The following is a 26,939-nucleotide window of genomic DNA, read 5'->3' on the forward strand; positions in this document are numbered from 1 at the left end:
TCCTAATTCAACTCCGGTTCAAACAAAGCGCTCGTACAGCGCCGCGCCCCATACCAGCGCCACTATTACTAAACTAACAAACACCGCCGCCGAACCCATATCTTTAGCGCGGCCCGACAACTCATGCCGCTCCAGGCCAACGCGGTCAGTCAGTGATTCAATCGCAGAATTTAATAGCTCCACTACCAATACCAAACACCAGACACTCACCAACAGCGCAAACTGGCTTACTGACGTGGCCAACCAGGCCGCTAACGGCACTGAGATAACGGCTAAGGTAGTTTCCTGCCGAAAAGCAGACTCAAACTTCCAACTGGCAGCAAAGCCCTGCATAGAACACTTTGCTGCTTTAATAATGCGGCCTATTCCAGTGCCATTGGGCTTTAACATCTTTGCTGTCCTTAGTTGCTGTTTTTATCAGGCTAACGCCGAAACATCAGGTACAGGGTCAGGTGTGCTTTCGGAACAGCGGCATGGATGCCGCGCAGGCTGAGAGGGCACAGGGATGTGATCCTTGAAGCCGGTGCAGAAAGCATTTCCTGACACTGTACCCTAATCTGCAGCCCGGTTGTCCTTAAGCATGCACACCATATTGCGCCCGGTAAGCTTTTACCGCATCCAGATGCTGCGCCATCTCCGGCTTATCGGCCAAATAGCTGATTAAATCCGGCAGGCTGATAATCGAGATCACCTTAGTATTAAAGTCGCGCTCCACTTCCTGGATCGCCGACAACTCCCCCTGGCCGCGCTCTTGCCGATCCAGTGCAATTAACACCCCGGTCAGCTCAGCGCCCTGCGCCTGAATTAACTGCATCGACTCACGAATCGCCGTGCCAGCAGTGATTACATCATCCACCAGCATAATACGGCCTTTTAGCGGCGAGCCGACTAAATTACCGCCTTCACCATGGGTTTTGGCTTCTTTACGGTTAAAACAGTACGGCACATCGCGGTTATAATGATCGGCCAATGCCACCGCAGTAGTAGTGGCAATAGGAATACCTTTATAAGCCGGGCCAAACAGTACATCAAATTCCAGGCCGCTATCTTGCAATGCTGCGGCATAAAAACGACCAAGTTTGGCCAGATCACCGCCGGTGTTAAACAAACCGGCATTAAAAAAGTACGGGCTGGTACGGCCGGATTTCAGCGTAAAACTGCCAAACTTAAGCACCTGGCGCGACAGCGCAAACTCAATAAAATCACGTTGAAACTGTTTCATAGCCTGATCTTTACCTTCAAACCTTAATAAGTCTTAAGCCAGCACGCGCTTTTGCTCATCGATAATTTCACGGATAGCATGCTTGCCTAAATCCATCATCTGCTGCATTTCTTCAAAGCTAAACGGCGCTTCTTCGGCGGTGCCCTGAATTTCAATCACTTTGCCGGTTTCAGTCATCACGATATTCATATCCGTTTCCGCATTTGAATCTTCGGCGTAGTCTAAATCGGCTACCGCTGTGCCTTGATAAATACCGACCGATACCGCAGCTACCATAAAATTCAGCGGGTTGGTTTTTATCATACCTTTAGCACGCATAAAATTCAGCGCGTCAACCAGCGCTACACAAGCACCGGTAATAGAGGCCGTGCGGGTACCGCCATCGGCCTGAATCACATCACAATCGATAGTAATCGTATTTTCACCCAATAGTTTTAAATCAACCGCCGTGCGTAGCGCGCGGCCAATAAGGCGCTGAATTTCCATCGTGCGGCCGCCCTGTTTGCCACGTGCCGCTTCGCGGTCATTGCGGGTATGGGTAGCGCGCGGCAACATACCGTATTCAGCCGTTACCCAGCCTTTACCCTGGCCTTTCATAAAGCGTGGCACTCCTTCAATTACGCTGGCGGTACAAATCACCTTGGTATTACCAAATTCAACCAATACTGAGCCTTCAGCATGAGCGGTAAATTGACGGGTAAAAGTAAGGGGACGGATCTGACTGGCGGTTCGGCCACTTGGACGCATAGCTGCACTCCTGAAATTAACAATGTTCGCCATTATACGCTATGAATTTCTAAATGCACGTAGGCGGCCAGGCTGCGAGCCCCATGAGCTTAGCGTTACTAAGTGATTGGGGCACGTAGCTGCAGCCAACACCCGTGCAGTTTGAAAGGCGACGCGTTTAAAGGGTTAACGACTGTTAGGGCGAGCAATTCGCCAAAATCCGTGTTCCTGCGGTATACTCGGTGTTTATTTGTCGCCAGAGAGTCTTTTATGATCCACAGCATGACCGCCTTCGCCCGCCACGAAACCAAAGCCAGCTGGGGCACCGCCCAGTGGGAAATCCGCTCGGTAAACCAGCGTTACCTGGAATCCTACTTCCGCTTGCCGGAGCAGTTTCGCGGCTTAGAAAGCTTGCTGCGCGACAAACTACGCAACAGCCTGCAACGCGGCAAAATAGAAGTAAACCTGCGCTACCATGCCAACCAGGCCGCTGGCGAACTCACGTTAAATGAAGTATTCGCCGAGCAATTACTGCAAAAGGCACAACAATTACTGCAAAAGGCGCCGCAAGCCCAGTTAAATATTGCCGACATTCTGCGCTGGCCCGGTGTAATGGAAACGCCAACCGAAGATTTAGATAGCTTACAAGCTGAGCTACTGGCCGGTTTTGATGCTGCCTTACAAGACTTTTTAGCCGGCCGCGGCCGCGAAGGTGACGCTATAGAAGAAATGATTCAGCAGCGTTTAACCGCCATTAGCGAGCAGGTAGCCTTTGTCCGCAGCCATCTGCCACAGGCGATGCAATGGCAGCGCGACCGCATTGTTAACCGTTTAAATGAAATTAAAGCCGATATTGAACAAGGCCGTTTAGAGCAGGAAATGGCGTTTTTAGCGTCAAAGTCTGACGTGGCTGAAGAGCTCGACCGCCTCGACGCCCACATTAAAGAAACCCGCCACACCCTGAAAAAAGGCGGCGCTTGCGGTCGGCGTCTCGATTTTATGATGCAGGAATTTAACCGCGAAGCAAATACGCTGTCGTCTAAAGCCATAAGCACCGAGATCACCAACGCGGCGGTGGAGTTAAAGGTGTTAATTGAGCAGATGCGCGAACAGATCCAAAACGTTGAATAACTTTTCCACTCTTCAAAGATCAACTAAAAAGCCCTGTTATTTGCCTGCAAATACAGGGCTTTTTTCTAATACAACCCAGCAATTAATCACCACTATCGGTTATTTATTTAAGAAATCTTTCATTAACTGCGTATATTCACCGTTATTAGTGATTATATTTGAAATTTCTCAATACCCCTCTATAATCACCAAATATGGTGATTAATAGCTAAAGCAGAGCCAACATCATGGCAAAAAAAGTAACGGTTTCAGATATGCCTGATTCAGTATTTATCGATAACGCCGGAATACTGGGACAACTGATTAAAGCGAAGCGGACAGAACTCGGTATTAAATTAGCCGACTGTGCGGCGCTATGCGGGGTCGGCATTAACACCCTGTCACGTATTGAAAACGGCAACGCAAATTGCACCTTAGCTGCAGTATTCTCTGTGTTAAACGGCTTGGGCATTAAACTGACTTCGAAAGAGCTGACATCGGCAGCGATTCCCACCTCAGGTGGAAGGAAGTGGATTTGATGATGGCGAAAATCGACGCATACCAACTAAAGGTAACTTATGGTGATGATGTCATAGGAACATTGGCACTGGATAACAGCACTAACCTATTAAGACTTAGCTATGCACCGCATTGGCAGCAACAGGGTTTTGCCATTTCACCGCATTTGCCACTTAATAATCAGCATACACCGGAAGTTGCCTACAACTATCTTGATAACGCCCTACCGGAAGGTGAAGCGCGAAAGCTGCTGGCAGAAAACTTAGGCGTTTCGGAAAAAAACGTCTATTCGCAAGTGCGTGCTATTGGTAATGATTTAGCAGGGGCCGTTGTATTTAGCCCCGTTGAAGAGAAGCATGTAGATAAGACGCAACCCAGCTTTAGGCTACTTGAAGAAGCTGAGTTAATTGAAAGACTTAACATTAAAGAAGAGTTTGGCCTGCTGACATGGGATGACAAGCCCCGGCTAAGTGTGGCTGGCGTGCAGGACAAATTAAATGTTTTTATTGATGAAGCCGGCCACCTTGGCTTTGGTGACGGCTCACTGTGCTCTACCCATATTCTGAAATTTGAAAAGAAAAACTGTCCAAACCTCGTATTAAACGAGTTCTTCTGCATGAAGCTTTCAACTGCAATTGGCTTACCCACAGCCGACGTGGCGTTTAGGCGATTCGGTCCTCATCCGGCGCTTATCGTTAAGCGGTTTGATCGCAAATACGTGAGGGACAATAACAGAGTATTGAGACGCCACGTAATAGATGGCTGCCAAGCACTTAACTTATCGAGAGATCATAAATATGAGCGTAACCTTGGCGATGGCCGGGACGTTAAACACATCCGTGATGGTGCAAGTTTAGAGAAGCTATTTGGGTTTTGTCGGAAAATGTCTTCGCCCGTAGAAAGCATGCAATGGCTGATCCACTGGCAGTTGTTCAATTTAATGATCGGCAATTACGACAGTCACGGCAAAAACGTGTCGCTGTATTTCGACGACAGCACTGCCCGCTTTACCCCGGCTTACGATTTAGTTAATGTCTCGATGTTCCCACAATTCAAGCATGTGCTAGCAATGGCGATGGGAGATGAATTTGAACCTGACTCCATACACGCTTATCAACTGGCAGATTTTGCAGAAACTTGTAAGATCGATAAAAAGCTATTGTCGAGACTGTTAGTTGGCTTAGCAGATAAAGTCCTAAACCAGCTTTCCGATGAATTACTAATTAATCATCTGAAAGATCTGCCCAGCATTACCTCTGATGATATTCAGTACTTTCTGGTATTGCGTGACAACATAGTTGCGAGAACAATCCACTTAAAAACGCAGGCAGTCGATATTCCCTTTATCAAGGTATAGACGCATGATGAATTTGCTACAAGACCCTATTCGCTACTTCAATGCCAGTATAAACCAATCGAGCTGACTTTCGGTTACCTTACTGGCCTGGCCTATCACATTGAGCACTGCGATCAGACTCTGATTTTCATCATTATCCAGCACCCACAGCTTTTTATGCCCAGGCTCCAGCGCACGAAATCAGGTTGCATCGTCGGTTTACTTAACAACCGCTGCAACCTGCTGCTACAGCCCCCCCAAACACAGGTATTTTAAATCGGTGTAATCATCCAAACCGTATTTAGAACCTTCGCGGCCATAGCCCGATTGCTTGATACCACCAAAGGGCGCGGCAGCGTTAGAGACTATGCCCTCGTTAATACCCACCATGCCAAACTGCAGCGCTTGCGCCACCCGAAACACCCGGCCGACATCGCGGCTGTAAAAATACGCCGCTAAGCCATATTCGGTATTATTGGCCAGTGCTATTGCTTCAGCCTCGGTATCAAACGCCATTAACGGCGCTACCGGACCGAAGATTTCCTCATTATTTATAGCCATATCCGTGCTGACATCGCTAAGCAAGGTCGGCTGAAAAAACTGCTTACCGGCGCTGTGGGTTTTGCCGCCCAGCAGCACTTTGGCGCCATCATCAAGCGCGCTTTGCAGCAGTTTTTCTACTTTTTCTACCGCTTTACCATCAATTAACGGCCCAATTTGGCTATCTCCGTTTAAGCCATCGCCTACCTTCAGTTGGGTAACGGCAATGGCAAGCTTGTCAGCAAAGGCCTGATATACACCGCGCTGCACTAAAATGCGGTTGGCACAAACACAGGTTTGGCCGGCATTGCGAAACTTGGCCGCCATCAGGCCCTGCACGGCGGCGTCTAAGTCGGCGTCGTCAAATACAATAAAGGGGGCATTGCCGCCCAGTTCCATGGTTACCCGTTTTACACTGTCGGCGCATTGCTTTGCCAACTGCTTACCCACGGCGGTAGAGCCGGTAAAACTGAATTTAGCTACCTTAGTGTGCCCGGTAAATACCTCGCCAATAGCTTTGGCGTCGGTTCCTACTACCACATTAAATACCCCGGCCGGAATACCGGCCTGGTGGGCTAACTCAGCCAGCGCCAGCGCCGATAACGGTGTTTGCTGTGCCGGTTTCACCACAAAGGTACAGCCGGCTGCCAATGCAGCGGCGGCCTTACGCGCCAGCATGGCATTGGGGAAATTCCACGGTGTAATGGCTGCCACTACCCCGACCGGCTGGCGCTGCACAATAATGCGTTTATCATTGGAGGGTGCCGGTATGGTATCGCCGTATAAGCGTCTGGCTTCTTCGGCAAACCATTGTAAATAAGAAGCGCCATAGGCTATTTCGCCTTTGGCCTCGCTAAGTGGTTTGCCTTGTTCAAGCGTGAGTATGCGGGCTAAGTCGTCCTGATGCTGCATCACCAGCTGATACCAGCTTTGCAGCAGCTGTGCGCGTTCTGCGGCCGGTTTTGCTGCCCAGCCGGCAAAAGCACTGCTGGCTGCCTGCACGGCTTGTTCAGCCTCGTTGGCACCAGCAATAGCAACCTTAGCAAGTAACTGCTGGTTGGCCGGGTTAACCACTTCAAAAGTATCAGTATGCTGTAACCAACTACCGTTGATGTAGGAGCCTTGTTTAATCAGGGTGTTATTGAGCTGTTGCATGATCGGCTGCATAGTTCACTCCGCTAAGCTGAGAATGTCAGTGAATGTTAGCATACTGAAGTGAACCGCAAATTAAACAAACGGCGGGCAAAGGCCCGCCGTTTTCAGTATCAGGCTGGTGGATCAGAAACGATACGCTAAGCCCAAAGATGCATTGCGGCCATTGATGGTACGGGCACGGATAATACCGTTCTCCGGCACAGAACCTTCTTCGGCTTCTGTCAGGCCAATTTCATCAAACAGGTTGTTGATATTCAGCGACAACGTCAGGTTTTCGGCCAGATTGTAGCTGGCAAACGCATTGACCTGAGTGTAACCGCTGAATTTTAAATCGTTATTGTCCTGGGCATAGGCAGCAGTGGTGCCAATAATGCTGACACCCAGCTGGGCTTGTTCAAAGAAATAACGCGCCAGCAGGTTATAAACGAAGTCAGCCTGGCGTCGTGGTGTATTGCCTACCACTTCCGGGCTCAGCGCATCTTTGCTGATCTCAGCATCGGTCCAGGTAACAGAGCCACGCATATCAAAATCGCCGATGCGGTAGCTGCTTTCTAACTCTATGCCGTGTGCTTTGTACGTGCGGTCGAAAAAGCGCTGGCTGGTGGCTTCAAAGTTTTGCTCTTCGGTTTCGGCAAAAAACAAGGTAGCAAACAGGTTTAAATTACCATGCCGGCTTTTACTGCCCAGCTCATACTGGGTAACTTCATCTATGGCATCTTCTTTGGCAACACTGCCATCGGCATTAACTTTACCAAATAATAACCGGTCGGCATTGGCACGTCCGCCTTTGCTGATGCGGCCAAACATGGCCCAGTCTTTATTAAACTGGTAGTTGGCGCCGGCCGAGTAAGAGTTGTAGCCCCAGCTGTAGTTAACAATGCTGGCATTGGCTAAGTCGATACCCGATACGCTTTGCTCTACCTGGCTGATTACGCCATCGCCGTTCATATCGCGGCTACTTTGCACCGCACCGGCATAAGTGCCTGAAGCACTGCCGATATCGCGGCGGATACTGGCATCAAGCGACAAATCACCAAAAGCCCAGCTTACACCGGCATAAGGTGCTTTAATGCTGTAGTCGGTGTCGTAGTTGCGCTGGCAACAGTTGCCGAAAAACGGCACACCATAGGCGGTAAGGCCCTGCTCAGAAAATGCGGTACCGTCTGCTGCAGTAACATTTAGCAGCTCGGCATTGTTGCCTTTTAACGCCATTAAATACGAGTTCCACAACCACGACATACTGATACTTTGATCAGCAATGTAGTAACCCAGGTTCACATCAACCTCACCAAAGCGGCGCGACAATTTTAAGTCGTTCACGATAGAACCGAAATCGTCTATCTCAATATCGAAAGTGTGAATACGCATGGCGTTTTCTGCTGTATAGGCCTCACCGGCATTAGGCCCTACTGCATAAGTTAAGTTGGCACCGGCACCGGCGATACTATCGGCAATAGCCTGGGCATTGCCTACTTCTGCCGGAAACAGCGTATTAAAGTTGCCGCTGACGTCGCTGACGCGAAAACGGTTTTCCAGCGTCCAGCCTTCAGCCAGATCAAACACTGCCTCTGCCCCTACGCTGCTAACTTTGGGGTTCATACCATCGCGCAGATCACCGCGGGAGATTTGGTTAGCACCGTTTAAACGCACCGTCTGGGTTAAATATACCGATTGCAGCGTGTCAGAGCCGGCGTCGTAGCCGGGTATTGAGCTGCCATCAGCATACATTGGCATCGGCATATAGCTGGTGGCTTTGTCGTTTAAATGTTTAACGTACAACCGCACATAACCGGTATCGAATTCTTTGGTCAGGTTACCCTTTAACTGAAAGCCTTTTTCGCCCTGATAGCCAGGGTCACGTAAACCTTCACCCTGGCGGACAAAACCGCCCAGATGAAAACGCATATCGCTGCTGATATCGCCACCATAGTCAAAGTCGGTGCGGAAACTGTCGTAATCCAGCCCGGTAGTAAAACCGATGCTGCCGCCGCTTTCTTCGCCGGTTTTACTGACAAAATTGATGATACCGCCTGGCGAATTACTGGCAGTGGTACTGGCCGAGCCGCCGCGGATCACATCCAGCCTGGATAAGGTAGCATCAGCACGCAGAAAAATATCGGCATTACCAAAAGCAATATCGCCAAACTGCATTACCGGCAAACCATCTTCCTGCAGGGTAAGAAACTTGGCACCTCCGGATGCTACCGGCAAACCACGCACGGCAATATTGGCATTACCTTCACCGCCGCTGGCTTCACTGCGCACGCCCGGCAGCATACGGAATATCTCGGCTGTGCTACGCGGCGTAGCAACGGCAATATCATCTAGTGTCAGGCTGCTAACCGACACACTGGACTGCATTACCGTTTGGTTACGCGACACGGCACCGGTAATAACGATGCGCTCAAAGCCTAAACCGGCGTTGTTGCTGTCTGATTGCGCTGCTGCCGGTTCGTTTGTATCAGCCTGCTGCGCCAGCAGTGATGTACTTGTCAGCGCCACACTTACCGCTGCAGCGACTAAAGCTGGTGTTAGTTTATTTTTTTGCATTGTCTATCTCCCGTGTTGAAATGGCTATCTGTGTATTCCGATAGTCTTTTATATAGTCTTAATCGTTTAAGTTCAGTTAACTGAAAAAGCCTGTTAGTCGGCCATTTGCTCTAACCTGGCTTTCGCCGGCTGTTTCAACCAGTTGTACAGCATGGCAACTGCTAACATGGCGGAAAACAGCGTGGCCAGATAAAACCCGGCGGTAACATCGTTAGCCCAATCACCCAGCACAGCCATTAACGCCGGAGCTACCGCCGCCGCTAACGCAGTAAAAGCCAGAATTAACCCTGCCACAGCGCCATGCTGCTGCCGGGTAAAGCAACTGATACCTTTAGAATTCAGCGTGGGATAAATCATCGACATAAACAGGCCGGACAGTGGCATCAGCCATACCGCAACGTCTTTACCGCCCAGCATACTGGCAGCAAAACAGACAAAAATGCACAGCGTAAACACTGCCATCACGCTGCTCCAGCAAAAGCGGCTTAAAATGGCGGTGGCAAGAAAACGCCCCAGCGCACGCAGAATAAAAAACACTGTTATCGCCTGGGCAGCCAGTAAGCTCCAGCGGCCGTCGTAATCGGCCAGTAAGGTGGGCAACCAGACAAATATTGCTACTTCACAGCTGACATACAGCGCTATCGCCAGCGAAAAACCCAGTGCATAGCGATCTTTTAACAGCAGCATAGAACGGCGCAGTGATACCTGCTCTGCAGATGCCTGATACGGCGGATAGGGCAGCCGCGCCGACATTACTACCAACAGGGTGCATAGCAAACCGGCCAGTAAATACAGCGATGTCCAGTGAATAGAGGCTGCTATCATCAGGCCAACTAAGGCCGGGCCCACTATAGCACCAATAGCAAAGAAGCCTTCTACCGTGTTCATCGTGCGGGTATGGCTTTGGCTGTCTGGGCTGATATCGCCAATTAACGCCAGCGCAGCGGTTTTAAAAATACCAATTGCCAGGCCGCACAGGCCCATTAATAAGATAAAAAACAGCGCACTGTTACCGGCCATAAAGGCATAGCAAGATACTGCATACAGGCTTAAGCCAACGATAATCAGCTTTTTGCGGCCCAGTTTATCGGCCAGGCGGCCAAGGAATAAACCGGCCAAACCAATGGCTAACATGGGTACGTAGTGAAAGGCACTGGCCTGAAACATGGTTAACTGATATTCCGCCATCGCCTGCGGAATAATGACACCCACCGCATCGGTGGTCATGGCAAAGACAAAAAACATCAGGTAGGTCATCCAGCGCACCTGGCGCTGCAAACCCACGGCGCGATCTAACGTCACAGCTGCCCCGACAGCCTGACGCTTCGCTTGCGTAGTAAGCATAGTGTTCCCCGTTTATATTACCTTTAACAGTGGGTGTAAGCGCACCGCTCTGCAAAGGCTTATTGGCACGATACACTTTGGCACCGGCACCCGTTTTATTATTATCCGGGGGGTTGACAAAGTTGTCCGTTGGCTTAAAGCTATATCTTAATCGTTTAAGAAGCAAATTTTTTTTCAGGATATATGCCATGAATCGTCAGTACAACGCTAACCAAATTCAGCTGATCACCTATATAGACCGGCTAAGCGGCGGCAAAATCAAAGACTTACATACTATGTTGCAAGGCCCGCTGGCAGGCTTGTTTGATGGCGTACATTTGCTGCCGTTTTACCCGCCGATAGATGGTGAAGATGCCGGCTTTGATCCTACCGACCACACCGCAGTAGACAGCCGGCTGGGCAACTGGCACGATATCCGCGCTTTAGCCCAAGACTACCCGCTAATGGCCGATATGATTGTTAACCATATGTCGGCACAGTCACCACAATTTGCCGATGTACTGGAAAAAGGCGAAGCGTCGCCTTACTGGCCGCTGTTTTTAACCCGTGACAAAGTGTTTGCCGCTGATGCCCCGGCAGAGCAGCTTGCTGCCGTATACCGGCCAAGGCCAACACCGTTTTTCACCGAGTTCAGTTTAAAAAATGGCACTAAAGTACCGTTTTGGACCACCTTTACCGCCAACCAGATTGATATTGATGTTAACTCAACGGCCGGTAAAGCCTATCTGCAGGCCATTTTAGATCGCTTTACTGAAAACGGGGTGAAATATATCCGCCTGGATGCCGCCGGTTATGCTATTAAAAAAGCCGGTACCCGCTGCTTTATGCTACCGGAAACCTTCGAGTTTATTGCGGCTTTATCTGAACAAGCCAAAGCACGCGGCATGGTGTGTCTGGTAGAAATACATGGCTACCACCAAACCCAGATTGAGATCGCCCGCCGCTGTGATCTGGTATACGACTTCGCCCTGCCGCCACTGGTACTGCATACCTTATTCAGCCGCAATGCCGATGCACTGAAGCACTGGCTGGATATTGCACCACGCAACTGCATAACGGTGCTGGACACCCACGACGGCATTGGTATTGTTGATGCCGCCGATTATCAGGGCCAACCGGGCCTGCTGACAGATCCGCAATTAGACAGCCTGGTAGAAACCATTCATACCAACAGCAAAGGCAGCTCAAAACTGGCTACCGGCAATGCCGCTAACAACGTTGACTTATATCAGGTGAACTGCAGCTTTTATGATGCGCTGGGCCAGAATGACCAACAGTATTTGCTGGCCCGCGCCATTCAGCTGTTTTGCCCGGGTATCAGCCAGATTTATTATGCCGGTTTACTGGCCATGCCAAACGACCTTGCACTGCTGCAGCACAGCCGGGTAGGCCGCGATATCGGCCGGCCTTATTTAACCGCCGCCAAAGTTGAGCAAGCGTTGCAAAAACCTGTGGTACAGGCGCTGTGTCAACTGATTAAACTACGCCGTAGCATGCTGGCATTTAACGGTACATTCAGCCAACAACTGACAGCGCATGATTACCAGTTGCAGTGGCAATATCAGGGCCACAGCGCCAGTTTGCACATTCAGTTAGCCAGCTTAGACGCCACTGTACACTGGCAGGCGGCCGGTGAAGCCGCACAAAGCCTGAGCCTGAATGCCTTGTACCAGAGCGTGCTTTAACTGCTTTCGCCCGGTCGTAGCTGGTAAGGTAATAATTGTGAGCTGTCGTCCGCACTTAAAAACGCCCTAACGGCCGCCTCACCTTTAGCATCACTAAACTGCCACACCGACGTAAGCGTCGGGTGGTAGCGCTGTGTTTCTTCAATGCCATCAAAACCTACTACCCGGATATCCTGCGGAATGCTCAACCCCAGTTGCAGCGCTTCGCGCATTGCACTTAAGCCGATAAGGTCGCTCATACACAGCAATACTGTTGGCCTTGGTTTCATCGCCAGCACGGCTTTGGCTGCCTCGCTGGCATAATTCTGATTGCTTTCCGGAATATGCCATAAGTAGCCAGCCGCCAGTGTTAAGCCGCGTTGCTGCATCGCCCTTTGGTAACCGTCTAAGCGGCGGTGCGCTATAGAGCTTTGATTATCCCACATTGGCGCATCCCCCACCGGCCGGCTGGTGGTAGCATCAATTAAACGTAAGCCCAGTACAGCAACAGTATCATTGTCCCGCAGTACAGCCATGGCGCTGTCAAAAGCGGCCTGCTCGTTATCAATATTTACCGACGGGCGGCCAGGCAAGTCAAAATCGACAGTAAGAACCCGCTTATGTGATTGACGTAGCTGTTCAATTAAAGCGGTATTGCGTGGTGCACCATAGCAAATAAAGCCGTCGACAAAATCACTGATCGCATCCAGGTTTGTAGCCTGGCCGGAAAACAACAGCAAGTGCAGCTGATGGCGCTCCAGCTCACGGCTAACCCCCTGCAAAAACTGGCTTGCTACCGGATCGCTCACCATATATTCCAGCGAGTCAGATAAAATCACTGCGACAATACCCGAGCTGCCGGTACGTAACGACTGCGCGGCCTTATTCGGGCCTAAATAGCCCAGTTCATTACAGGCAGCCAGAATTTTCTCCCTAAGCGCTACTGAAAGCTGATCCGGCCGGTTAAAGGCATTGGAGATCGTCGCAGTAGAAACACCTAAGGTTTTGGCGACCCTTTTCAGGGTTAGTTTTGTTGTCATTGTTGTAATTTTCGCTATCATCTTAATTGATTAAGTTATATGATTTTGCAGTAATTGCGAAGCTTTCCGGCTACCTTTTTTCCACAGCTAACCCGACCACCTAACATAACAGGATAACCCTATGCTTGCAGTAATTGGAGAGAATGTAGTCGATATAATACCCGCGGAACACGGTATGTACCGGCCATATCTTGGCGGTTCCCCCTTTAATGTGGTAATAGGTGCTGCCCGTCGCGGTATCAATGTCTGTTATTTATCACCGTTATCGCAAGACCATTTTGGTCAGCAGTTTGCCCGCTATCTGGCCGACAACGGCGCCTGCTATGGCCTGCCGTTTTTCAGCAGTGCTCCGTCTTCGCTGGCCATGGTCAGTGTTGATGCACAGCAGCAACCGCAATACAGCCTGTACCGCAGCAACATTGCCGACCGCGCTGTCAGCGCAGAGCAGCAAATTGCTGCCTTGCCCGGCAACAGCAAACTGTTGCACCTGGGCTCGCTGGCGCTGGAGCCACAAGACGCGCCGCGTATCCGTGCGGTGTTGCAAGCGGCGGCAGCACAGCATATTTTAATCAGCGTTGATATTAATGTGCGGCTTAATGCCGTATCAGACATTACCGCCTACCGGGCTTTTTTGCCTGAAGTCACTGCGCTAAGCCAGTTTATTAAAGCCAGTGATGAAGACCTGCAGCTGTTATATCCAATGCTTAACACCCGCGACGCGCTGGCCGCCCTGCGGGCTACTGCCCCCACAGCCTTAGTAGCACTGACCGAAGGCGACAAAGGTGCTACGCTGTACTGGCAACAACACCGGATCAGCCTGCCGGTTATTCCGGCCACGCCTTTTGTTGATACCGTAGGCGCCGGTGACACCTTCTGGGCCAATTTGCTGGCATCGTTGCTACAGCTGGGCCTGCCAACAGCAGAGCAAATCAGCACCGCTCAGTTAACGCTGTGCCTGCAACAGGCCATGCTCGCCGCCAGTTTAAATATCGCCCGCCAGGGCTGTAACCCACCCAATAGCGCTGAACTTGCAGCAGCGTTACTGCAGTTACAAACCGCTAAAGGTTAAAGACCGCTGCTGCGTGCTACGCGCCTTGCTATCGCTTGTTGCAATAACGCCGGATTGGCACACAGCAGCGTAAATTGCTGCTTAGCGCGGGTAATGCCGGTGTACAACAACTCACGGCTAAGCAAAGGGCTGTTATCAGGTGGCAGCACTAAACAGCAGTGGTTAAACTCCGAGCCCTGCGATTTATGCACCGTAATAGCAAAGGCGGTATCTACCTCAGTTAAACGGCTCGGCAATACCCACTTTAAGCTGCCATCAGCCAGTTGAAACACTACCCGTAACTGGCCACTTAACGGGTCTTGCAGTGTAATGCCAATATCGCCGTTCATTAAGCCTAAGCCATAGTTATTGCGCTGCATCATTACCGGCCGCGCGGCGTACCAGTGCTGGCGCGCATCAATTAAGCCTGCGCTGGTTAACCAGGCAGCAATCTGCTGGTTTAGCCCTTCCACGCCCCAATCACCGCTACGCAGTGCACACAGCAGCTGAAAATGGCTGTAGCCGCCAAGTACCGCTGCAGCCCACTGATCACGATCAGGTTGGTGGTGCTGCATCAGTTGCAGGTAGTGGCGGTAACCGGCCACCACGGTGGTTTTTAATGTCGTAGGCGAATCTGCGGCTAGCAGTTCAATATCCGCAAACTGCGTAAATAATGCCACGGCACTGCTGTCGCCACGATTAACCGCAGCAGCCAATTGACCAATACCGGAATCAGCAGCAAAACGGTGGCTATGGCGCAGCATCACCGTCGCCTGATTCAGCACACTGCCATCGCCCTGCCAGCTTTTCAGGGGAACACGACTAAAAGGCGTAAGTAAAGCTAAGGTATCGTTGCTGTAACCGCCCAGATCGGCACCCCGGCATAAATCACCCAATACTGAACCTGCCTCCACCGACGATAACTGATCTTTATCGCCCAGCAACACCAGTTGCGCCCGCTCTGGCAAAGCAGCCAGCAGCGCTGCCATCATTTCCAGATCCACCATTGAGGCTTCATCTACCACCAGCACGTCCAGTTGCAGCGGGTTGTCGCTGTCGTGTTTAAAACTACGCCGGTTGGGTAGTGCTCCCAGTAAGCGGTGCAAGGTAGTGACTTCAGTCGGGATACGCTGTAGCTGCTCAGACGATAGTTGCCCGGAAAGCTTAGCCAGTGCGCCGCTGATAGACTCGGTTAAGCGCACAGCGGCCTTACCGGTTGGCGCAGCCAGTTTTATTGTCAGCTCACGCTGTTGGTTAAGAGCAGCCCCCTGCTGCAACAGCACCAGCAGTTTTACTACCGTGGTGGTTTTACCGGTGCCGGGGCCGCCGGTAATAATGGCAAAGCGGCGTTGCAGTGCCATAGCGCAGGCCAGCTTTTGCCAGTCAGGCTCTGTGTGAGAGGTTGGCGGGAATAACCCATCAAGTTGAGCACCAATAGCCGCTGCCAGTGGCAGCACAGCGCCCACGCGCTGGCTTATTTGCTGTTTTACCAGTTGCTCGGCCTGATATAGCCGGTTTAAATATAAGCGCTCATCGGCCAATACCAAAGGCGCGCCGCCCTCACCTTGCAGCCAGGCACTTTGTACCAGTGCACTGCGGTAATCCTGCAATGTTAAGCCCTGTAAAATGGCCGAGGGCCGATCACTAAAGCGTTGTAAAAACTGATTTTGTGGCGGCAAACTGAGCAGGCCGTCCGGGTCGCTCACTAAGTCCTGCAGCAAAATGCAGCTGTGGCCACGGCCATACTGATGGCACAACAAGGCGCTTAGCAACCACACCAGCGGGTTAGGCTCGGCCGCCAGCTGATGCAGGGTTTGCGGTAGCTGTGCATCTAACGCGCGCAGCCAGCGCCGCTCTGTCCAGCGTTGCAGCAGTGCCTGCATCTGGTTTAAATCCGTCAGGGCGCTGTTAGTCGCAGCACTTGGCGCGGTGAATAAATCAAACTGCATTGTCAGCCTCCGCCGCTACCGGCTCACCGGCAAATAAGGCATCTAACTGCAGCAGCAGCCTGATGTCGGCATTTAGCAGCAGCTGGCCCTTCTCAGGTGCGCGGATAAACCAGTACAACGCACCGCCAATATATTGCTCCGGTGCCTGCAGGTAGCCGGGCTGGCGCAGCTTTAACAACCGGTGCAGCGCCAGTAAATACAGCGCAGCCTGCACATCATAGCGTTTATCCAGTACCACCTGTTGCATGGCCTCCTGGCTGTAGTCGGCGTCTGCCGGGCCTAACCAGTTAGATTTATAGTCCAGCACCCAATAGCGGCCATCTGCACCTTGTAAGGTTAAGTCGATAAAACCCTTGAGCATACCGTTTAGTGTATCAGGCAACAGCGGCGGGCGGGCCATACCCGGCAATATGGCGCGGCTGATCAGAGCATCCAGTGTAACCACATTAACCGCACAGCTTTGCAGCCAGAACTCCAGCTCGGCACGAACCTTATGCAACTGCGCCAGGTTAAGCACGGCGCCCTGCAGCGGGGTGTGCAACATCTGCGTTAACCAGCTTTGCAGCACACTTTGCCACTGCAGCCAATTGTGTTGCGTTAACCTGTGCTGCAATAACTGAGCAGTAAACACGCTATCGCAGGCGGCAAAACCCTGCTGTTGGGCATCTTCCAGTAACTGGTGCAAAAAGGTCCCCGGCACAGCACCACGCGGAAAATCATGTATTGATAACTGTTGCTCGCTGTGGGCAAGCGGCTCGCTGGCTTCCTCCTGCAACAGAGAATCCAGTGCGGTATCGGCGGCCAGTCCGGCTGTTGCTGCCATACCGGCCTCTGCTGCGCCGGCCTTGCTGCCGCTACGCAGCGCCGAATAGCTGGCTATCCACCAGTGTTCACACTTTAACGGCGCGCTAAGTGTAAGTGCCGCGGCTGGCTGCGTTAGCTGCGTTTCCGGCATAAATTTACAAAACTGCGGCAACGGCTGTTGCTGCCACGGCAATGCTGCCAAAGCGGCTTGCAGATCGCTAAGGGCCGGATCTTCGGGCACACCAAGCAAATACCCTATGGCACTTTGCGATAGCTTGCTTTTTTTCGCTGCGCCCTCGCTAAACAGGGCTAACCCCAACCAGCAGGCATATACCGGCCGTGTTAATGCGACATATAACAGGCGAATATCTTCGAGTAAACGTTCATGCTCGGCGCAAGCCAGCGCGCTATCGTCCGGGGTTAAATCCAGCACCATCTGGCTGCCGTTGAAATAGCGCTGTGGCTGGCCTTTTCTGACATTTTTAAAGCCACAGATAAAAGGCAAAAACACCAGGTTGTATTGCAGGCCCTTACTTTTATGAATAGTGACTACCTGCACCAGTTGCTGATCGCTCTCCAGCCGCAGTTGCTGCTCATCGGCATTTTTCGGGTTGTCCAGCTGTTCAGCCAGCCAGCGTAGCAAGCCGCTTTCACCGTCGCGCTGCTGGCTTTCACTTTGTAACAGCTCTGCCAAATGCAATACGTTGGTTAAGCGCCGCTCGCCCTGCTCCAGCGCCAGCCATTTCGCCGGTAAAGCAAAATAATGCAACCAGGCAGTTAACATGGCCAGCACACCTTTAACGCGCCAGATCTGGCGAAACTCACGCACTTGCTCGGCAAGCTTCTCCCAGGCCTGTTCATCATTTAGCCAGTAATGCAGCTGCGCATCGCTGTTATTGGCCAGCGGCAACGCCAGTGCGGCACGCAGCAGGCTTTCATCTTCCGGTTGCTGACAGGCCCGCAGCCAGCTAAGCACAGCTATGGCTTCCTGGCTTTGGAAAATTGATTCGTTATCAGATAAATACACCGAGCGCACATTACGGGCGCTTAACTCGCGCCGTACCAGAGCCGCTTCATTGCGGTCGCGTACTAAAATGGCAATATCCGCCGGTTGTAGTGGCTTAAGCCTGTCGCCGCCAGTGGCAAAACCTGCCTTGCCAAGCTGTGCCTGCAACAACAGCGCGGCCACTTCATCGGCACAGGCGTTGGCCATTAAGCTCTGGTAGCTGCCTTTTTTCAGCTGCGCCGGGTCAATATCACTTAGCCAGTAATTTAGCGCCGCAACAGTGTTACCGTCGCGCTCTAGCTGATCAGTTTTACCTTTGGCCTTAACCGGTAAAAACGGCAGCGTTGTGCTGTCGGCTGCACCAAAACCAAAGGCGCCACGCTGCTGCTCGGCACGGGCAAACAGTTGGTTAACACTGTCTACCAGGGCAACGGTAGAGCGAAAGTTAGTACCCAGGCTGTAATGGCGCCCGGCTGTTAAGCTGCGGGCATTCAGGTAAGTGTGTAAATCGGCGCCGCGAAAGCTGTAAATCGCTTGCTTGGGATCGCCCACCATAATCAGTGCGCAGTCGCTACTGTTAACGTCAGGGTAAATGGCGCGAAAAATAGCAAATTGCAGCGGATCAGTGTCCTGAAATTCATCTACCATGGCAAACGGATACTGGGCCCGGATACGGGCAGCCAATACCTCACCGGCTTCGCCTTGCAAAGCATGATACAACTGCAGCAGTAAGTCGTTAAAATCCAGCTCGCCGCGCTGGCGTTTATGCCGGTTAAACTCACTAGCCAGCCACAGGGCGGCATGATGGCGCACACTTAATGCCAGTTCGGGTTTGGTATCCAGCAAGGTTGCTGTGCGCTCAAATAAGTCAAATAGCGGGTGGCTAACCAGCGGCTGGCTCTTTTTTTGCGCACCAGCCAGCTTAGCACCGCTGAATTTTTGCACCATGGTGGCAAAACCGGCATCACGGTTATTCAGCAGTGCCGGCTCTGCCAGCATGGCCTGCCACCATTGCCGCTCGGCGCTCCAGCTGGCGGCGCGGTATTTAGTGCCGTTTAACCAGCCATTAGCGTAGGCATCGTCCAGCAGTTGCAGTGCATCCGGGCTTAGCGCCTGCTGCAGTTGGCTACAGTGGCTATCAAGTTGCTCTTGCCACTGCAATAACGGCAGGGCCGCCTGCTGCGGGCTTAATGGTGCTGGCAGTGGCACACCGGCGGCATTAAAGCGTAAGTTAACTGCATCGGCCTGCAACCAGGGCCGTACGTCGTCAAGTAAGGCTTGTGGCGCTTTGGCGACATTACCCAGCTCGTGCAATATGGCGGCCTCAGTTAGCGGGTACAAAAAGCGCCGCCAGTAGTCACAGGCCAGGGTGTGCAGCAGCTGTTGGTTATCATCGCTGAGTGTTTCGCCAAAGCTCATGCCGGAATCAAAAGCATGTTCAGCCAGCATACGCTGACACCAGCCATGAATGGTAAAAACAGCCGCTTCGTCCATCCATTCGGCAGCGCTGCTCAAACGCGAGGCGCAGGCGGCAAACTGCTGTGGCTGATACTCTGCCAGTAAGCCGGCGAGAAACTGATCTTCAGCACCACCGCTACGAAATGCTGCCGCCGCCTCGACCAGACGGCTGCGGATCCTGTCGCGCAGTTCAGCTGTGGCAGCACGGGTAAAGGTAACCACTAAAATTTCCGGTGGTAATAACGGCCGGCTAAAGCCTGCGCCTGTATTAGCGTTACCGCCCTGTGGTGCAGCCCGGCCATGCCCCAGCACCAAACGCAGATACAGTGCAGCCAGGGTGTAGGTTTTACCGGTACCGGCGCTGGCTTCAATTAAGCGGCTACCGGTTAGCGGGAAGCTTAGCGCATCTAAGGCTTGTACATCGCTCATGCGTTGGCTTCCTTGTTAGCATGTTCTGCCAGTGGGGTTTGCAACAGCGGGCCATACAGCTTTTGTGCCCAGTCGGCAAAACCGGCCTGCAGTAAGCTGGCAAAATCCGGGTAATAACGCTGCAGCTCAGGTGCGCTTTCTACTTCACCGGCAAAGTTATAGCCGCCTTCAAACAGCTCGCGGCATTTGGCTTCGTCCTGCGTTTGCAAATAGCACAGCGCGGTTTTCGGCATTACCGGCAAGGGTTGCTTAAGGCCCTGCTGCCAGTATTGCACCAGTGCGGTTAGCTGTGTGTCGGCCTGTTGCTGCTGATGTGGTAACAGTTGCACTGCGTCGTCCAGCCCGAACTGCCAGGTGCTTAGTGCCTCACCCTGCGCATTGGCGGCCAGTTGCTGCAACCAGGCGCTACGCAGGGTATGCCAGCGCAGCTCGCCCTTATTGCGGATGGCCGTTGGCCTGAGCAGCAACAATGCCTGTTGCCCGGCCGGGCTTTGGTAAACATTCGTTAAGTTGTCTTGCAGCGCGATACCGGCCGGGTTTAGCGCCAGCCGAAGTGGAGTTGCACGGCGCTGCCAATCGATACCGGCGGCGCGGTAGCGGGCAAACACCACTTTGGCTTCACGGCCAATAGCTGCGCCGCTAAGGGTGCCAAACAGCGCCAGCGGCAACTTAGCCTCATGCGCCAGCTGAGCAATAGCAGCATCGACATCCAGCTGTGGCTCGGCCAGCAGTTGCTGCAGCAACTGCTGTTTTAGCTGATATAACTCCAGCGCATTAAGTACAAAGGGTTCTGCATCTTCGCTTGCCAGTTCAGCCTGGTAAAAACGGGTTTTAAAGCGCTGCTGCAAATAGTGCCGGCAGGGGTTGGCTAAAAAGTCGTCCAGCAGGCGCAAACTTAATAGTGGCAGCTCGTCGCTGTGGCTGGCTGTAGTCATAACAGCCGGTGCCGCCTGGTGCGCAGCTTGCCACTCATGCGCATAGGTGGCGTAGTTACCGTTAAAATACTGCTGCGAAAAGGGCTGCAGCGGATAGTTATGCAACAACGCCTGTGACACTTTTTGCTCCGACGGATGCCGCCAGCCGCTATCGAGCAGATCCATCAGCTGGCTTAACAACACACTGGGCGGTAATTCGCTGTTATTACGGATATCGCGCCCTATCCAGCTTAAATACAGGCTTTCGCGGGCGCTTAACAGCGCTTCTAAAAACAGGTAACGGTCATCGTCACGGCGCGAGCGATCGCCGGGGCGGTAATCTGCCGCCATTAAGTCAAAATCATCGCGCATGCGTGAACGCGGGTAATCGCCGTCGTTCAGCCCCAGCAGGTAAATGCGTTTAAACGGAATAGCCCGCATCGGCATTAAGGTAGAAAAGGTCAGGCTGCCGGCTAAAAAACGCTGGCTTAAGCCGCTGCTGGCGGCCTGCTCCAGCCAGGCTTCGCGCAACACCGCCAGTTGAATATCGCCGGTAAAATCTCCACTTTGCGCGGCACTGACCAGTTGCGCTATGCCCTGGGTAAGCCTGGCGTAAATAAGCTGATCCTGCTCATCAGCAAAATCAAACAGGCTGTTTAGCAGGCCGTCGTCACTGAGCAGCAGTTGCTGCCAGTCAGTCAGGTTGCGCCCGCTGTTGTGGCTAAGTAGTACATGCCAGCGTTTTAGCTGCTGAATAAACTGCAGCAGCGGCCCCAGCTCAGCAGCAGCCAAACCGGCCACTTCGGCATAGGGTGCGCGGCCCTGCCACAATGGTACATCGCCGATGGCAAAACCGAGCAACATACGCTCTATGGCAAACATCCAGCTGTAACTGTGGCCTGGTGTGGCTAAATCGAGGCTGGCGCGCTGCTCCGTATCCAACCCCCAGCGCACACCGGCTTCACTAAGCCACAGCCGTAATTGCGGCAGCGCCTCGCTGTTGATGCCAAAGCGGCGTTGAATGGCCGGCACATCAAGCAGATCGCATATTTCGGTCAGGGTAAAACGCTGGTTAGGTAAGTCGAGCAGGTACTCCAGTGCCAGCATTAATGGCTGGCTGCCGCGCAGGCTCTGATCGGCCAGGGTGTAGGGTAAAAAACGCGCATCGTCATGTGTCAGACGCCCAAACACCGCATGCACATGACTTTGGTACTGGCTGATATCCGGCGTCATAATAATCACATCGCGCGGCTTAAGTGTTGGGTCGGCGGCAAAAGCAGCGATCAGATTGTCCTGCAAAATTTCGACTTCACGCTGGCGGCTATGAGCAATATGAAAACTGATACTGGTGTCGCCAGCAGCCAGTTGCCGTGGTGGCTGCGGTGTAGGGTTAAGCTCTAGCATATCCTGCTGCAGTTGCGCCAAAACCGGCAGTACGCTGATATCGGCCACCGGTTCTGAGAATAAATCTATCCGGCCATTAAACCAGTGCTGATAACGCTCGCTGTGATCAAACGCATCCAGCAGGCTGATGTAATCGCGCCCCTGTTTACCCAGGCTGGCCAGCAACACGGGCGCGTGCAGGTACAAAGCATCAGTGTCCAGCACCGGCGGTAAGCCGGGTTTACGGCCGTGGCGTTTTTGCGCTGCGCGCATTTCATCTTTAGCCTGGCTGATATCGCCCCAAAAATGCCGGCACGGGTTCAGCACCGTTAGCAGCACCTGGCGCTGCGCACCCAGCGCGGCCAGCAATTCTACCGTTTGCTGCGGCAGCGACGATACACCAAATACGACGATACGATCGGGCAGTAAATCGGGCCGTTGCAACTTGCCTTGTTGCAGCGCTTCCAGCGCCATGCTGTGTACATCGGCCCGGCTGGAAAACGCCAGATCGCCCACCACTGTTGCCAGCTGGCTTTGCAGCAGACGCCACAATGCCGGTTGCCATAATTGATCGGGCGGCACCTGCTGTTTTTTGCTGTTGGGTAACAGGTTAGTGCCGCTGCGCCAGCTTTGCAGCCAGTCGGCGCGGTACACCTGATATTGGTCAAATAAATCGGCCAGCCGCAGCGCCAACTGGTAGCTTTTGCGGCCGTCACTGTCATCCTGTAAATACCGTTTTAGCGGCGCATATACCGCATCGGTTAACTGTGGCAGCAAGCCAAGTAAACGCCAGCTTAAGTTAATTTTGTCATACGGCAGGCTTTTCGGGATCGTGTCGCCCAGCACGGCGCGGTAAAGCTGCCAGACAAATTGATTAGGCAGTTCAACCTGTAAACCGGCCGCAATACCGGGGTGGCCGTTGGCCGTTTCAGCCAGCGCCATTTTTAACCACTGCGCTATGCCATTACTTTGTACCAGAATTTCTTCTGTGCCCAGCACCGGCACCGGATGTGCGCTTAACCACTGCACCAATAACTCGCGCAGTGTTTCCAGCTGATTGGCGTGGATCACAACAAAACCAGGCTCTGGCATGCACTTTCTCTGCTAAAACAATATGCTGGCAGGTTAGCACAGCGGCCCGGTTTTGAGAATGCAGCGTTATTGCACCACTCTACCCACGCCTTGCTACCCGCTGCCTGCAAATTTTGCATCCGCCTGCATCTGGCATTAGTATTGGCCGATGATACCCGCCAAACAGCGCGGCCCTGCGGAGACAACATGCATTTGACAGCCAAATCACGCAAAACCCTGGTTATTATTTTAGTTCTCGTTTGTGTTGGCTGTGCTGCTCTGGCCAGCCGGGAATTAGATGCGCAATATGGCAAGGCTGCAGTCACTAACCGCGCAGTACCTGCCGGCGATGATCTGCTAAGCGATCATTACAACAAGCATGTTAAACCGGTTATTGAGGCCCGCTGTGTGGTATGTCATGCCTGTTATGACTCGCCCTGCCAGTTGAATATGGCCTCCGCCGATGGCATAGAGCGCGGCGCGCACAAAGAAAAAGTATACGATGGCGCGCGGCTGCTGGCGGCCACGCCAAACCGTTTATTTACCGACGCTTTTGGCAGCGATGCCTGGCGGGAACGTGGCTTTTTTCCGGTACTGAATGAGCGCCAACAAAGCCCGCAAGCTAACACACAGGCCTCGGTACTGGCACGCACTTTGTTATTAAAACAACAATACCCGCTGCCGCCGGGCGACATACTCCCCAAGCCTTTTGATTTCAGCCTTGACCGCAACCAAAGCTGCCCCACTATTGAAGAATTTGATCGCTACGCCCAAAGCCAGCCTTATGCCGGTATGCCCTACGGCTTGCCGGGTTTAAGCACAGCAGAACACAACGCTTTACTTGACTGGCTAAAACGCGGTGCCGTTATGCCACAGGCCAGCGCGCTGCCAGACGCCGAGCTGGCCGAAGTAACCAGGCTGGAGCAATGGCTTAACGCCGACAACCTGAACATGCAACTTAGTGCCCGCTATATTTACGAGCATTTATTTACCTCACAGTTATATTTCAGTGCATTGCATGCAGCAGAGCATACTCCACAGTTCTATAACCTGGTACGTTCAAAAACTCCGCCCGGCAAGCCGGTTGACGTTATCGCCAGCCGCCGGCCCTTTGATGCTCCGGGCGTAAGCCGGGTGTATTACCGGCTGCAACCGGTTCAGGCCACTATCGTAAATAAAACCCTGCAACCCTATGACATTAACGCTGATTTGCTGGCCAAATGGCAGCAATGGTTTGTTGACGCCGACTATCAGGTAAGTGAATTACCGGGTTACCAGCCAGAGGTAGCTGCCAACCCGCTTACGGCTTTTGCGCAGTTGCCGGTTAATGCCCGCTACCGTTTTATGCTGGAGCGGGCAGAAAACACCATTATGGGTTATATCAAAGGCCCGGTATGCCGCGGCCAGGTAGCGTTAAATGTAATTAACGACCACTTCTGGGTATATTTTGTAACACCTGAGATGGCCAGTGCGGCTGAAGTTGAAGCGTTTTATTTGTCACAGCAGGATAATTTGCGTTTACCGGCAGAAAAAGAAAGCACCGCCGCAGCGCTAAGTTGGGTGGCCTTTGCCAAACGTCAGGGTAATTATTTACGCGCCCGCAGCGATTTTATGAACAGCGCTTTCAAAGATGGCAAGCACCTGACCACCAGCGGCATCTGGGATGGTGATGGCAATAACCATAATGCCAGCCTGACAGTATTCCGTCACTTTGATAACGCTACCGTAGTAAAAGGCCTGCAGGGCCAGGCACCGAAAACCGCCTGGGTAATAGATTACGCCCTGCTGGAACGCATTCACTACCTGCTGGTAGCCGGTTTTGACGTATACGGTAATTATGGTCATCAGTTAATGACACGGCTGTATATGGACTTTTTGCGCATGGAGGGCGAGTCTAACTTTCTCGCCCTGCTGCCACCCGATGCACGGCGGCGTGAATTTAGGGACTGGTATCAGAAATCCGGCACTGAGCTGACTAAATTTATTGAAGGTGATATCAACCCCTTCCACCAGCCAAGTGGTATCCGTTATAGCACCGACAACCCTAAAGCTGAACTGTATCAGTTATTGCAACAGCATTTGGCGAAGGTACAACCGCAGCGTTATCAGCTGCATAACAGCAAGCTTGCTGCCAACAGCCAGGCATTGCTGACACAGCTGGGTAAAATCAGTGGCCACGGCGCAGCCATTTTGCCCGAGTTAACCATGATCATGCTCGAACCGGAAAATGGCTCCACGCCAGAGCTGTTTACCTTGATCCGCAACAGCGCGCATTACAACGTAAACAGCCTGTTTGCCGAAGAGCAAAACCGTAACCCGGCGCAGGATAATATGACCTTAGTATACGGCCTGCTGGGCAGTTACCCGAATGCATTCTGGCGGGTAAAAGAAGCCGATTTAGCAAAACTGGTAGCACAGGCAGAGCAAATAAGCAGTGAGCAGGATTATGCCAAACTGCTGGATAATTTCGGTGTGAGGCGCACCGCCGCTGATTTTTGGGCGTTTAGTGATAAGGTCAACCAACTGTTTATGCGCCAATATCCGGTAGACAGCGGCTGGCTGGATTACAACCGGCTGGAAAACAGATAGCCGGTTGGGCACATAAAAAATGTAGTTAACCCAGCATCAGATAACGATGCGCCGCCGCACCGGCTTTAACCCCGGCTGCAGCGGCCAGCATGCCATTGTGCATCGGGCTTGCCATATCACCGGCGGCAAATAAACCGGCTACCGAGCTTAGCTGCATGGCATCGGTTTTAATGTAAGCGCCAACCGGTCCCTGCTCCAGCTCGCAGCCCAGTTGCTGCGCCAGCGTATGGCCAAAAGCGGTTTTCGGAGCCACATACACTACCTGCGCCGGCACACGGCGGCGATCTGCCAGCAGCATATAACTGATATCCGGGCCTTCACCTGCTACTGCCGTTACGGCAGTGTGTTCAAGCGTTACACCACGGCGTTCAAACAAAGCCAGTTGCTCAGCATCGGGTATAAACTTACCCTGGCTAAAATAGGTTACCGGGCCCCAATCAGGCAAAATAGCCGCCTGATGTATTGATGCCTCGCCGGTGGCGATAACAGCAATAGGCTGATTGCGAAACTCATAACCGTGGCAGTACGGGCAATGAATAACCGACTTGCCCCAACGCGGTGCCAAACCCGGTATATCCGGCAAGGTGTCGGTAAGCCCGGTGGCCAGGATCAACACCTTGCTCTGATATTGCCGCTCAGTTTCATCCTTAATACAAAAACTGCCGTCAGCCAGCTTTTGCGCGCTGCTAACCCGGCTTTGCCGGAACTGCACTGTTGGGTAGGCTATAAGTTGTTGCCAGGCGCGGCCGCGCAACTCGCCGGGTTCAGCACCATCGGCAGCGAAAAACCCATGCGACTGCGCCGCAAAACGGTTACGCGGCTCACCGGCATCAATCAGCAATACCCGGCGCTGGCCGCGCGCCAGTTGCATAGCCGCCGAAAGCCCGGCAAAGCTGCCGCCTATCACTATTGCATCCCATATCATTTGAGTACCTCACTTTTGTATTAAACAGCGGATGGATTAAACAGCTAATGCCTTAAGCTGCCGCCTTAAGAAACATCATAAGTTACATAAAAACCAAAAACAACTCTCGTAACATAAAAAGTGTCTTAAAACTGCGGTAGAATATCCGCCACTACAG

The 26,939-nt window shown here is 52.5% G+C and carries 17 protein-coding genes; 6 read left to right on the plus strand and 11 right to left on the minus strand.

Features of this window, described 5'->3' with window-relative positions:
- Nucleotides 1-18: 18 nt before the first annotated feature.
- The 3 genes from J3B89_RS03115 to rph all read right to left on the minus strand — a co-directional run bounded on the left by J3B89_RS03115 (nucleotide 19) and on the right by rph (nucleotide 1,969).
- Nucleotides 19-390: a diacylglycerol kinase gene (locus J3B89_RS03115; protein ID WP_215396031.1), complete on the minus strand. Its 372-nt coding sequence runs from the start codon at nucleotides 388-390 to the stop codon at nucleotides 19-21.
- A gap of 184 nt (nucleotides 391-574) precedes the next feature.
- A complete protein-coding gene (gene pyrE / locus J3B89_RS03120; RefSeq protein WP_215396032.1) occupies nucleotides 575-1,222 on the minus strand; it encodes an orotate phosphoribosyltransferase in 648 nt (215 codons plus the stop codon).
- Nucleotides 1,223-1,255: 33 nt separating this feature from the next.
- The gene (gene rph, locus J3B89_RS03125) at nucleotides 1,256-1,969 is read right to left on the minus strand and encodes a ribonuclease PH (RefSeq protein WP_215396033.1); all 714 of its coding nucleotides are present in this window, start codon (nucleotides 1,967-1,969) and stop codon (nucleotides 1,256-1,258) included.
- Between the two features lie 249 nt (nucleotides 1,970-2,218).
- Between rph and J3B89_RS03130 the strand changes: the two genes are divergently transcribed.
- The 3 genes from J3B89_RS03130 to J3B89_RS03140 all read left to right on the plus strand — a co-directional run bounded on the left by J3B89_RS03130 (nucleotide 2,219) and on the right by J3B89_RS03140 (nucleotide 4,934).
- The gene (locus J3B89_RS03130; RefSeq protein ID WP_215396034.1) at nucleotides 2,219-3,079 is read left to right on the plus strand and encodes a YicC/YloC family endoribonuclease; all 861 of its coding nucleotides are present in this window, start codon (nucleotides 2,219-2,221) and stop codon (nucleotides 3,077-3,079) included.
- Between the two features lie 227 nt (nucleotides 3,080-3,306).
- A complete protein-coding gene (locus J3B89_RS03135; RefSeq protein ID WP_215396035.1) occupies nucleotides 3,307-3,597 on the plus strand; it encodes a helix-turn-helix domain-containing protein in 291 nt (96 codons plus the stop codon).
- Nucleotides 3,597-4,934: a HipA domain-containing protein gene (locus tag J3B89_RS03140; protein WP_215396036.1), complete on the plus strand. Its 1,338-nt coding sequence runs from the start codon at nucleotides 3,597-3,599 to the stop codon at nucleotides 4,932-4,934. The genes J3B89_RS03135 and J3B89_RS03140 overlap by 1 nt, the downstream gene beginning before the upstream one ends.
- Before the next feature lie 225 nt (nucleotides 4,935-5,159).
- On the opposite strand, the gene J3B89_RS03145 is transcribed toward J3B89_RS03140, so the two are convergent.
- From J3B89_RS03145 to J3B89_RS03155, 3 genes are all read right to left on the minus strand, one after another.
- Nucleotides 5,160-6,620 (minus strand): NAD-dependent succinate-semialdehyde dehydrogenase, encoded by a 1,461-nt coding sequence (locus J3B89_RS03145; RefSeq protein WP_285895585.1) that lies wholly within the window; start codon nucleotides 6,618-6,620, stop codon nucleotides 5,160-5,162.
- A 111-nt stretch (nucleotides 6,621-6,731) separates the two neighbouring features.
- A complete protein-coding gene (locus J3B89_RS03150) occupies nucleotides 6,732-9,158 on the minus strand; it encodes a TonB-dependent receptor domain-containing protein (protein WP_215396037.1) in 2,427 nt (808 codons plus the stop codon).
- Between the two features lie 93 nt (nucleotides 9,159-9,251).
- Nucleotides 9,252-10,502, minus strand: coding sequence for an MFS transporter (locus tag J3B89_RS03155; RefSeq protein ID WP_215396038.1), 1,251 nt, complete (start codon nucleotides 10,500-10,502; stop codon nucleotides 9,252-9,254).
- A 188-nt stretch (nucleotides 10,503-10,690) separates the two neighbouring features.
- Between J3B89_RS03155 and gtfA the strand changes: the two genes are divergently transcribed.
- Entirely contained in the window at nucleotides 10,691-12,187 is a 1,497-nt protein-coding gene (gene gtfA / locus J3B89_RS03160) for a sucrose phosphorylase (RefSeq protein ID WP_215396039.1), read from the plus strand.
- Here gtfA and J3B89_RS03165 read toward each other — a convergent pair.
- The gene (locus tag J3B89_RS03165; protein WP_215396040.1) at nucleotides 12,184-13,206 is read right to left on the minus strand and encodes a LacI family DNA-binding transcriptional regulator; all 1,023 of its coding nucleotides are present in this window, start codon (nucleotides 13,204-13,206) and stop codon (nucleotides 12,184-12,186) included. The genes gtfA and J3B89_RS03165 overlap by 4 nt on opposite strands.
- Before the next feature lie 121 nt (nucleotides 13,207-13,327).
- On the opposite strand from J3B89_RS03165, the gene J3B89_RS03170 reads away from it, so the two are divergent.
- Nucleotides 13,328-14,275 carry a PfkB family carbohydrate kinase gene (locus J3B89_RS03170; protein WP_215396041.1) on the plus strand — a complete coding sequence of 316 codons (948 nt, stop codon included), beginning with the start codon at nucleotides 13,328-13,330 and terminating at the stop codon, nucleotides 14,273-14,275.
- On the opposite strand, the gene recD is transcribed toward J3B89_RS03170, so the two are convergent.
- The 3 genes from recD to recC are packed head-to-tail and all read right to left on the minus strand — an operon-like array spanning nucleotide 14,272 to nucleotide 23,289.
- Nucleotides 14,272-16,203 carry an exodeoxyribonuclease V subunit alpha gene (recD, locus tag J3B89_RS03175; RefSeq protein WP_215396042.1) on the minus strand — a complete coding sequence of 644 codons (1,932 nt, stop codon included), beginning with the start codon at nucleotides 16,201-16,203 and terminating at the stop codon, nucleotides 14,272-14,274. The two genes, J3B89_RS03170 and recD, sit on opposite strands and share 4 nt — an antisense overlap.
- Nucleotides 16,193-19,900, minus strand: a complete 3,708-nt coding sequence (gene recB / locus J3B89_RS03180) for an exodeoxyribonuclease V subunit beta (RefSeq protein ID WP_215396043.1) — start codon at nucleotides 19,898-19,900, stop codon at nucleotides 16,193-16,195. Before recB ends, recD begins: the two co-directional genes overlap by 11 nt.
- On the minus strand, nucleotides 19,897-23,289 hold the full coding sequence (recC, locus tag J3B89_RS03185; protein ID WP_215396044.1) for an exodeoxyribonuclease V subunit gamma: 3,393 nt from the start codon (nucleotides 23,287-23,289) through the stop codon (nucleotides 19,897-19,899). Before recC ends, recB begins: the two co-directional genes overlap by 4 nt.
- Nucleotides 23,290-23,475: 186 nt before the next feature.
- Between recC and J3B89_RS03190 the strand changes: the two genes are divergently transcribed.
- Nucleotides 23,476-25,857 carry a fatty acid cis/trans isomerase gene (locus J3B89_RS03190; protein WP_215396045.1) on the plus strand — a complete coding sequence of 794 codons (2,382 nt, stop codon included), beginning with the start codon at nucleotides 23,476-23,478 and terminating at the stop codon, nucleotides 25,855-25,857.
- Nucleotides 25,858-25,882: 25 nt separating this feature from the next.
- Here the strand turns inward: J3B89_RS03190 and J3B89_RS03195 are convergent, their stop codons facing one another.
- Complete coding sequence (locus tag J3B89_RS03195; protein WP_215396046.1) at nucleotides 25,883-26,782, minus strand: NAD(P)/FAD-dependent oxidoreductase; 900 nt, start codon at nucleotides 26,780-26,782, stop codon at nucleotides 25,883-25,885.
- Nucleotides 26,783-26,939: the final 157 nt, after the last annotated feature.

Source organism: Rheinheimera oceanensis (genome assembly GCF_018831085.1).
GTDB classification, from domain to species: domain Bacteria; phylum Pseudomonadota; class Gammaproteobacteria; order Enterobacterales; family Alteromonadaceae; genus Alishewanella; species Alishewanella oceanensis.

Excerpts from the sequence above, each read along its gene's own strand:
- J3B89_RS03115 (WP_215396031.1), bottom strand. The coding sequence starts at position 390 with ATGTTAAAGCCCAATGGCACTGGAATAGGCCGCATTATTAAAGCAGCA.
- pyrE (WP_215396032.1), bottom strand. The coding sequence starts at position 1,222 with ATGAAACAGTTTCAACGTGATTTTATTGAGTTTGCGCTGTCGCGCCAG.
- rph (WP_215396033.1), bottom strand. The coding sequence starts at position 1,969 with ATGCGTCCAAGTGGCCGAACCGCCAGTCAGATCCGTCCCCTTACTTTT.
- J3B89_RS03130 (WP_215396034.1), top strand. The coding sequence starts at position 2,219 with ATGATCCACAGCATGACCGCCTTCGCCCGCCACGAAACCAAAGCCAGC.
- J3B89_RS03135 (WP_215396035.1), top strand. The coding sequence starts at position 3,307 with ATGGCAAAAAAAGTAACGGTTTCAGATATGCCTGATTCAGTATTTATC.
- J3B89_RS03140 (WP_215396036.1), top strand. The coding sequence starts at position 3,597 with ATGATGGCGAAAATCGACGCATACCAACTAAAGGTAACTTATGGTGAT.
- J3B89_RS03145 (WP_285895585.1), bottom strand. The coding sequence starts at position 6,620 with ATGCAGCCGATCATGCAACAGCTCAATAACACCCTGATTAAACAAGGC.
- J3B89_RS03150 (WP_215396037.1), bottom strand. The coding sequence starts at position 9,158 with ATGCAAAAAAATAAACTAACACCAGCTTTAGTCGCTGCAGCGGTAAGT.
- J3B89_RS03155 (WP_215396038.1), bottom strand. The coding sequence starts at position 10,502 with ATGCTTACTACGCAAGCGAAGCGTCAGGCTGTCGGGGCAGCTGTGACG.
- gtfA (WP_215396039.1), top strand. The coding sequence starts at position 10,691 with ATGAATCGTCAGTACAACGCTAACCAAATTCAGCTGATCACCTATATA.
- J3B89_RS03165 (WP_215396040.1), bottom strand. The coding sequence starts at position 13,206 with ATGACAACAAAACTAACCCTGAAAAGGGTCGCCAAAACCTTAGGTGTT.
- J3B89_RS03170 (WP_215396041.1), top strand. The coding sequence starts at position 13,328 with ATGCTTGCAGTAATTGGAGAGAATGTAGTCGATATAATACCCGCGGAA.
- recD (WP_215396042.1), bottom strand. The coding sequence starts at position 16,203 with ATGCAGTTTGATTTATTCACCGCGCCAAGTGCTGCGACTAACAGCGCC.
- recB (WP_215396043.1), bottom strand. The coding sequence starts at position 19,900 with ATGAGCGATGTACAAGCCTTAGATGCGCTAAGCTTCCCGCTAACCGGT.
- recC (WP_215396044.1), bottom strand. The coding sequence starts at position 23,289 with ATGCCAGAGCCTGGTTTTGTTGTGATCCACGCCAATCAGCTGGAAACA.
- J3B89_RS03190 (WP_215396045.1), top strand. The coding sequence starts at position 23,476 with ATGCATTTGACAGCCAAATCACGCAAAACCCTGGTTATTATTTTAGTT.
- J3B89_RS03195 (WP_215396046.1), bottom strand. The coding sequence starts at position 26,782 with ATGATATGGGATGCAATAGTGATAGGCGGCAGCTTTGCCGGGCTTTCG.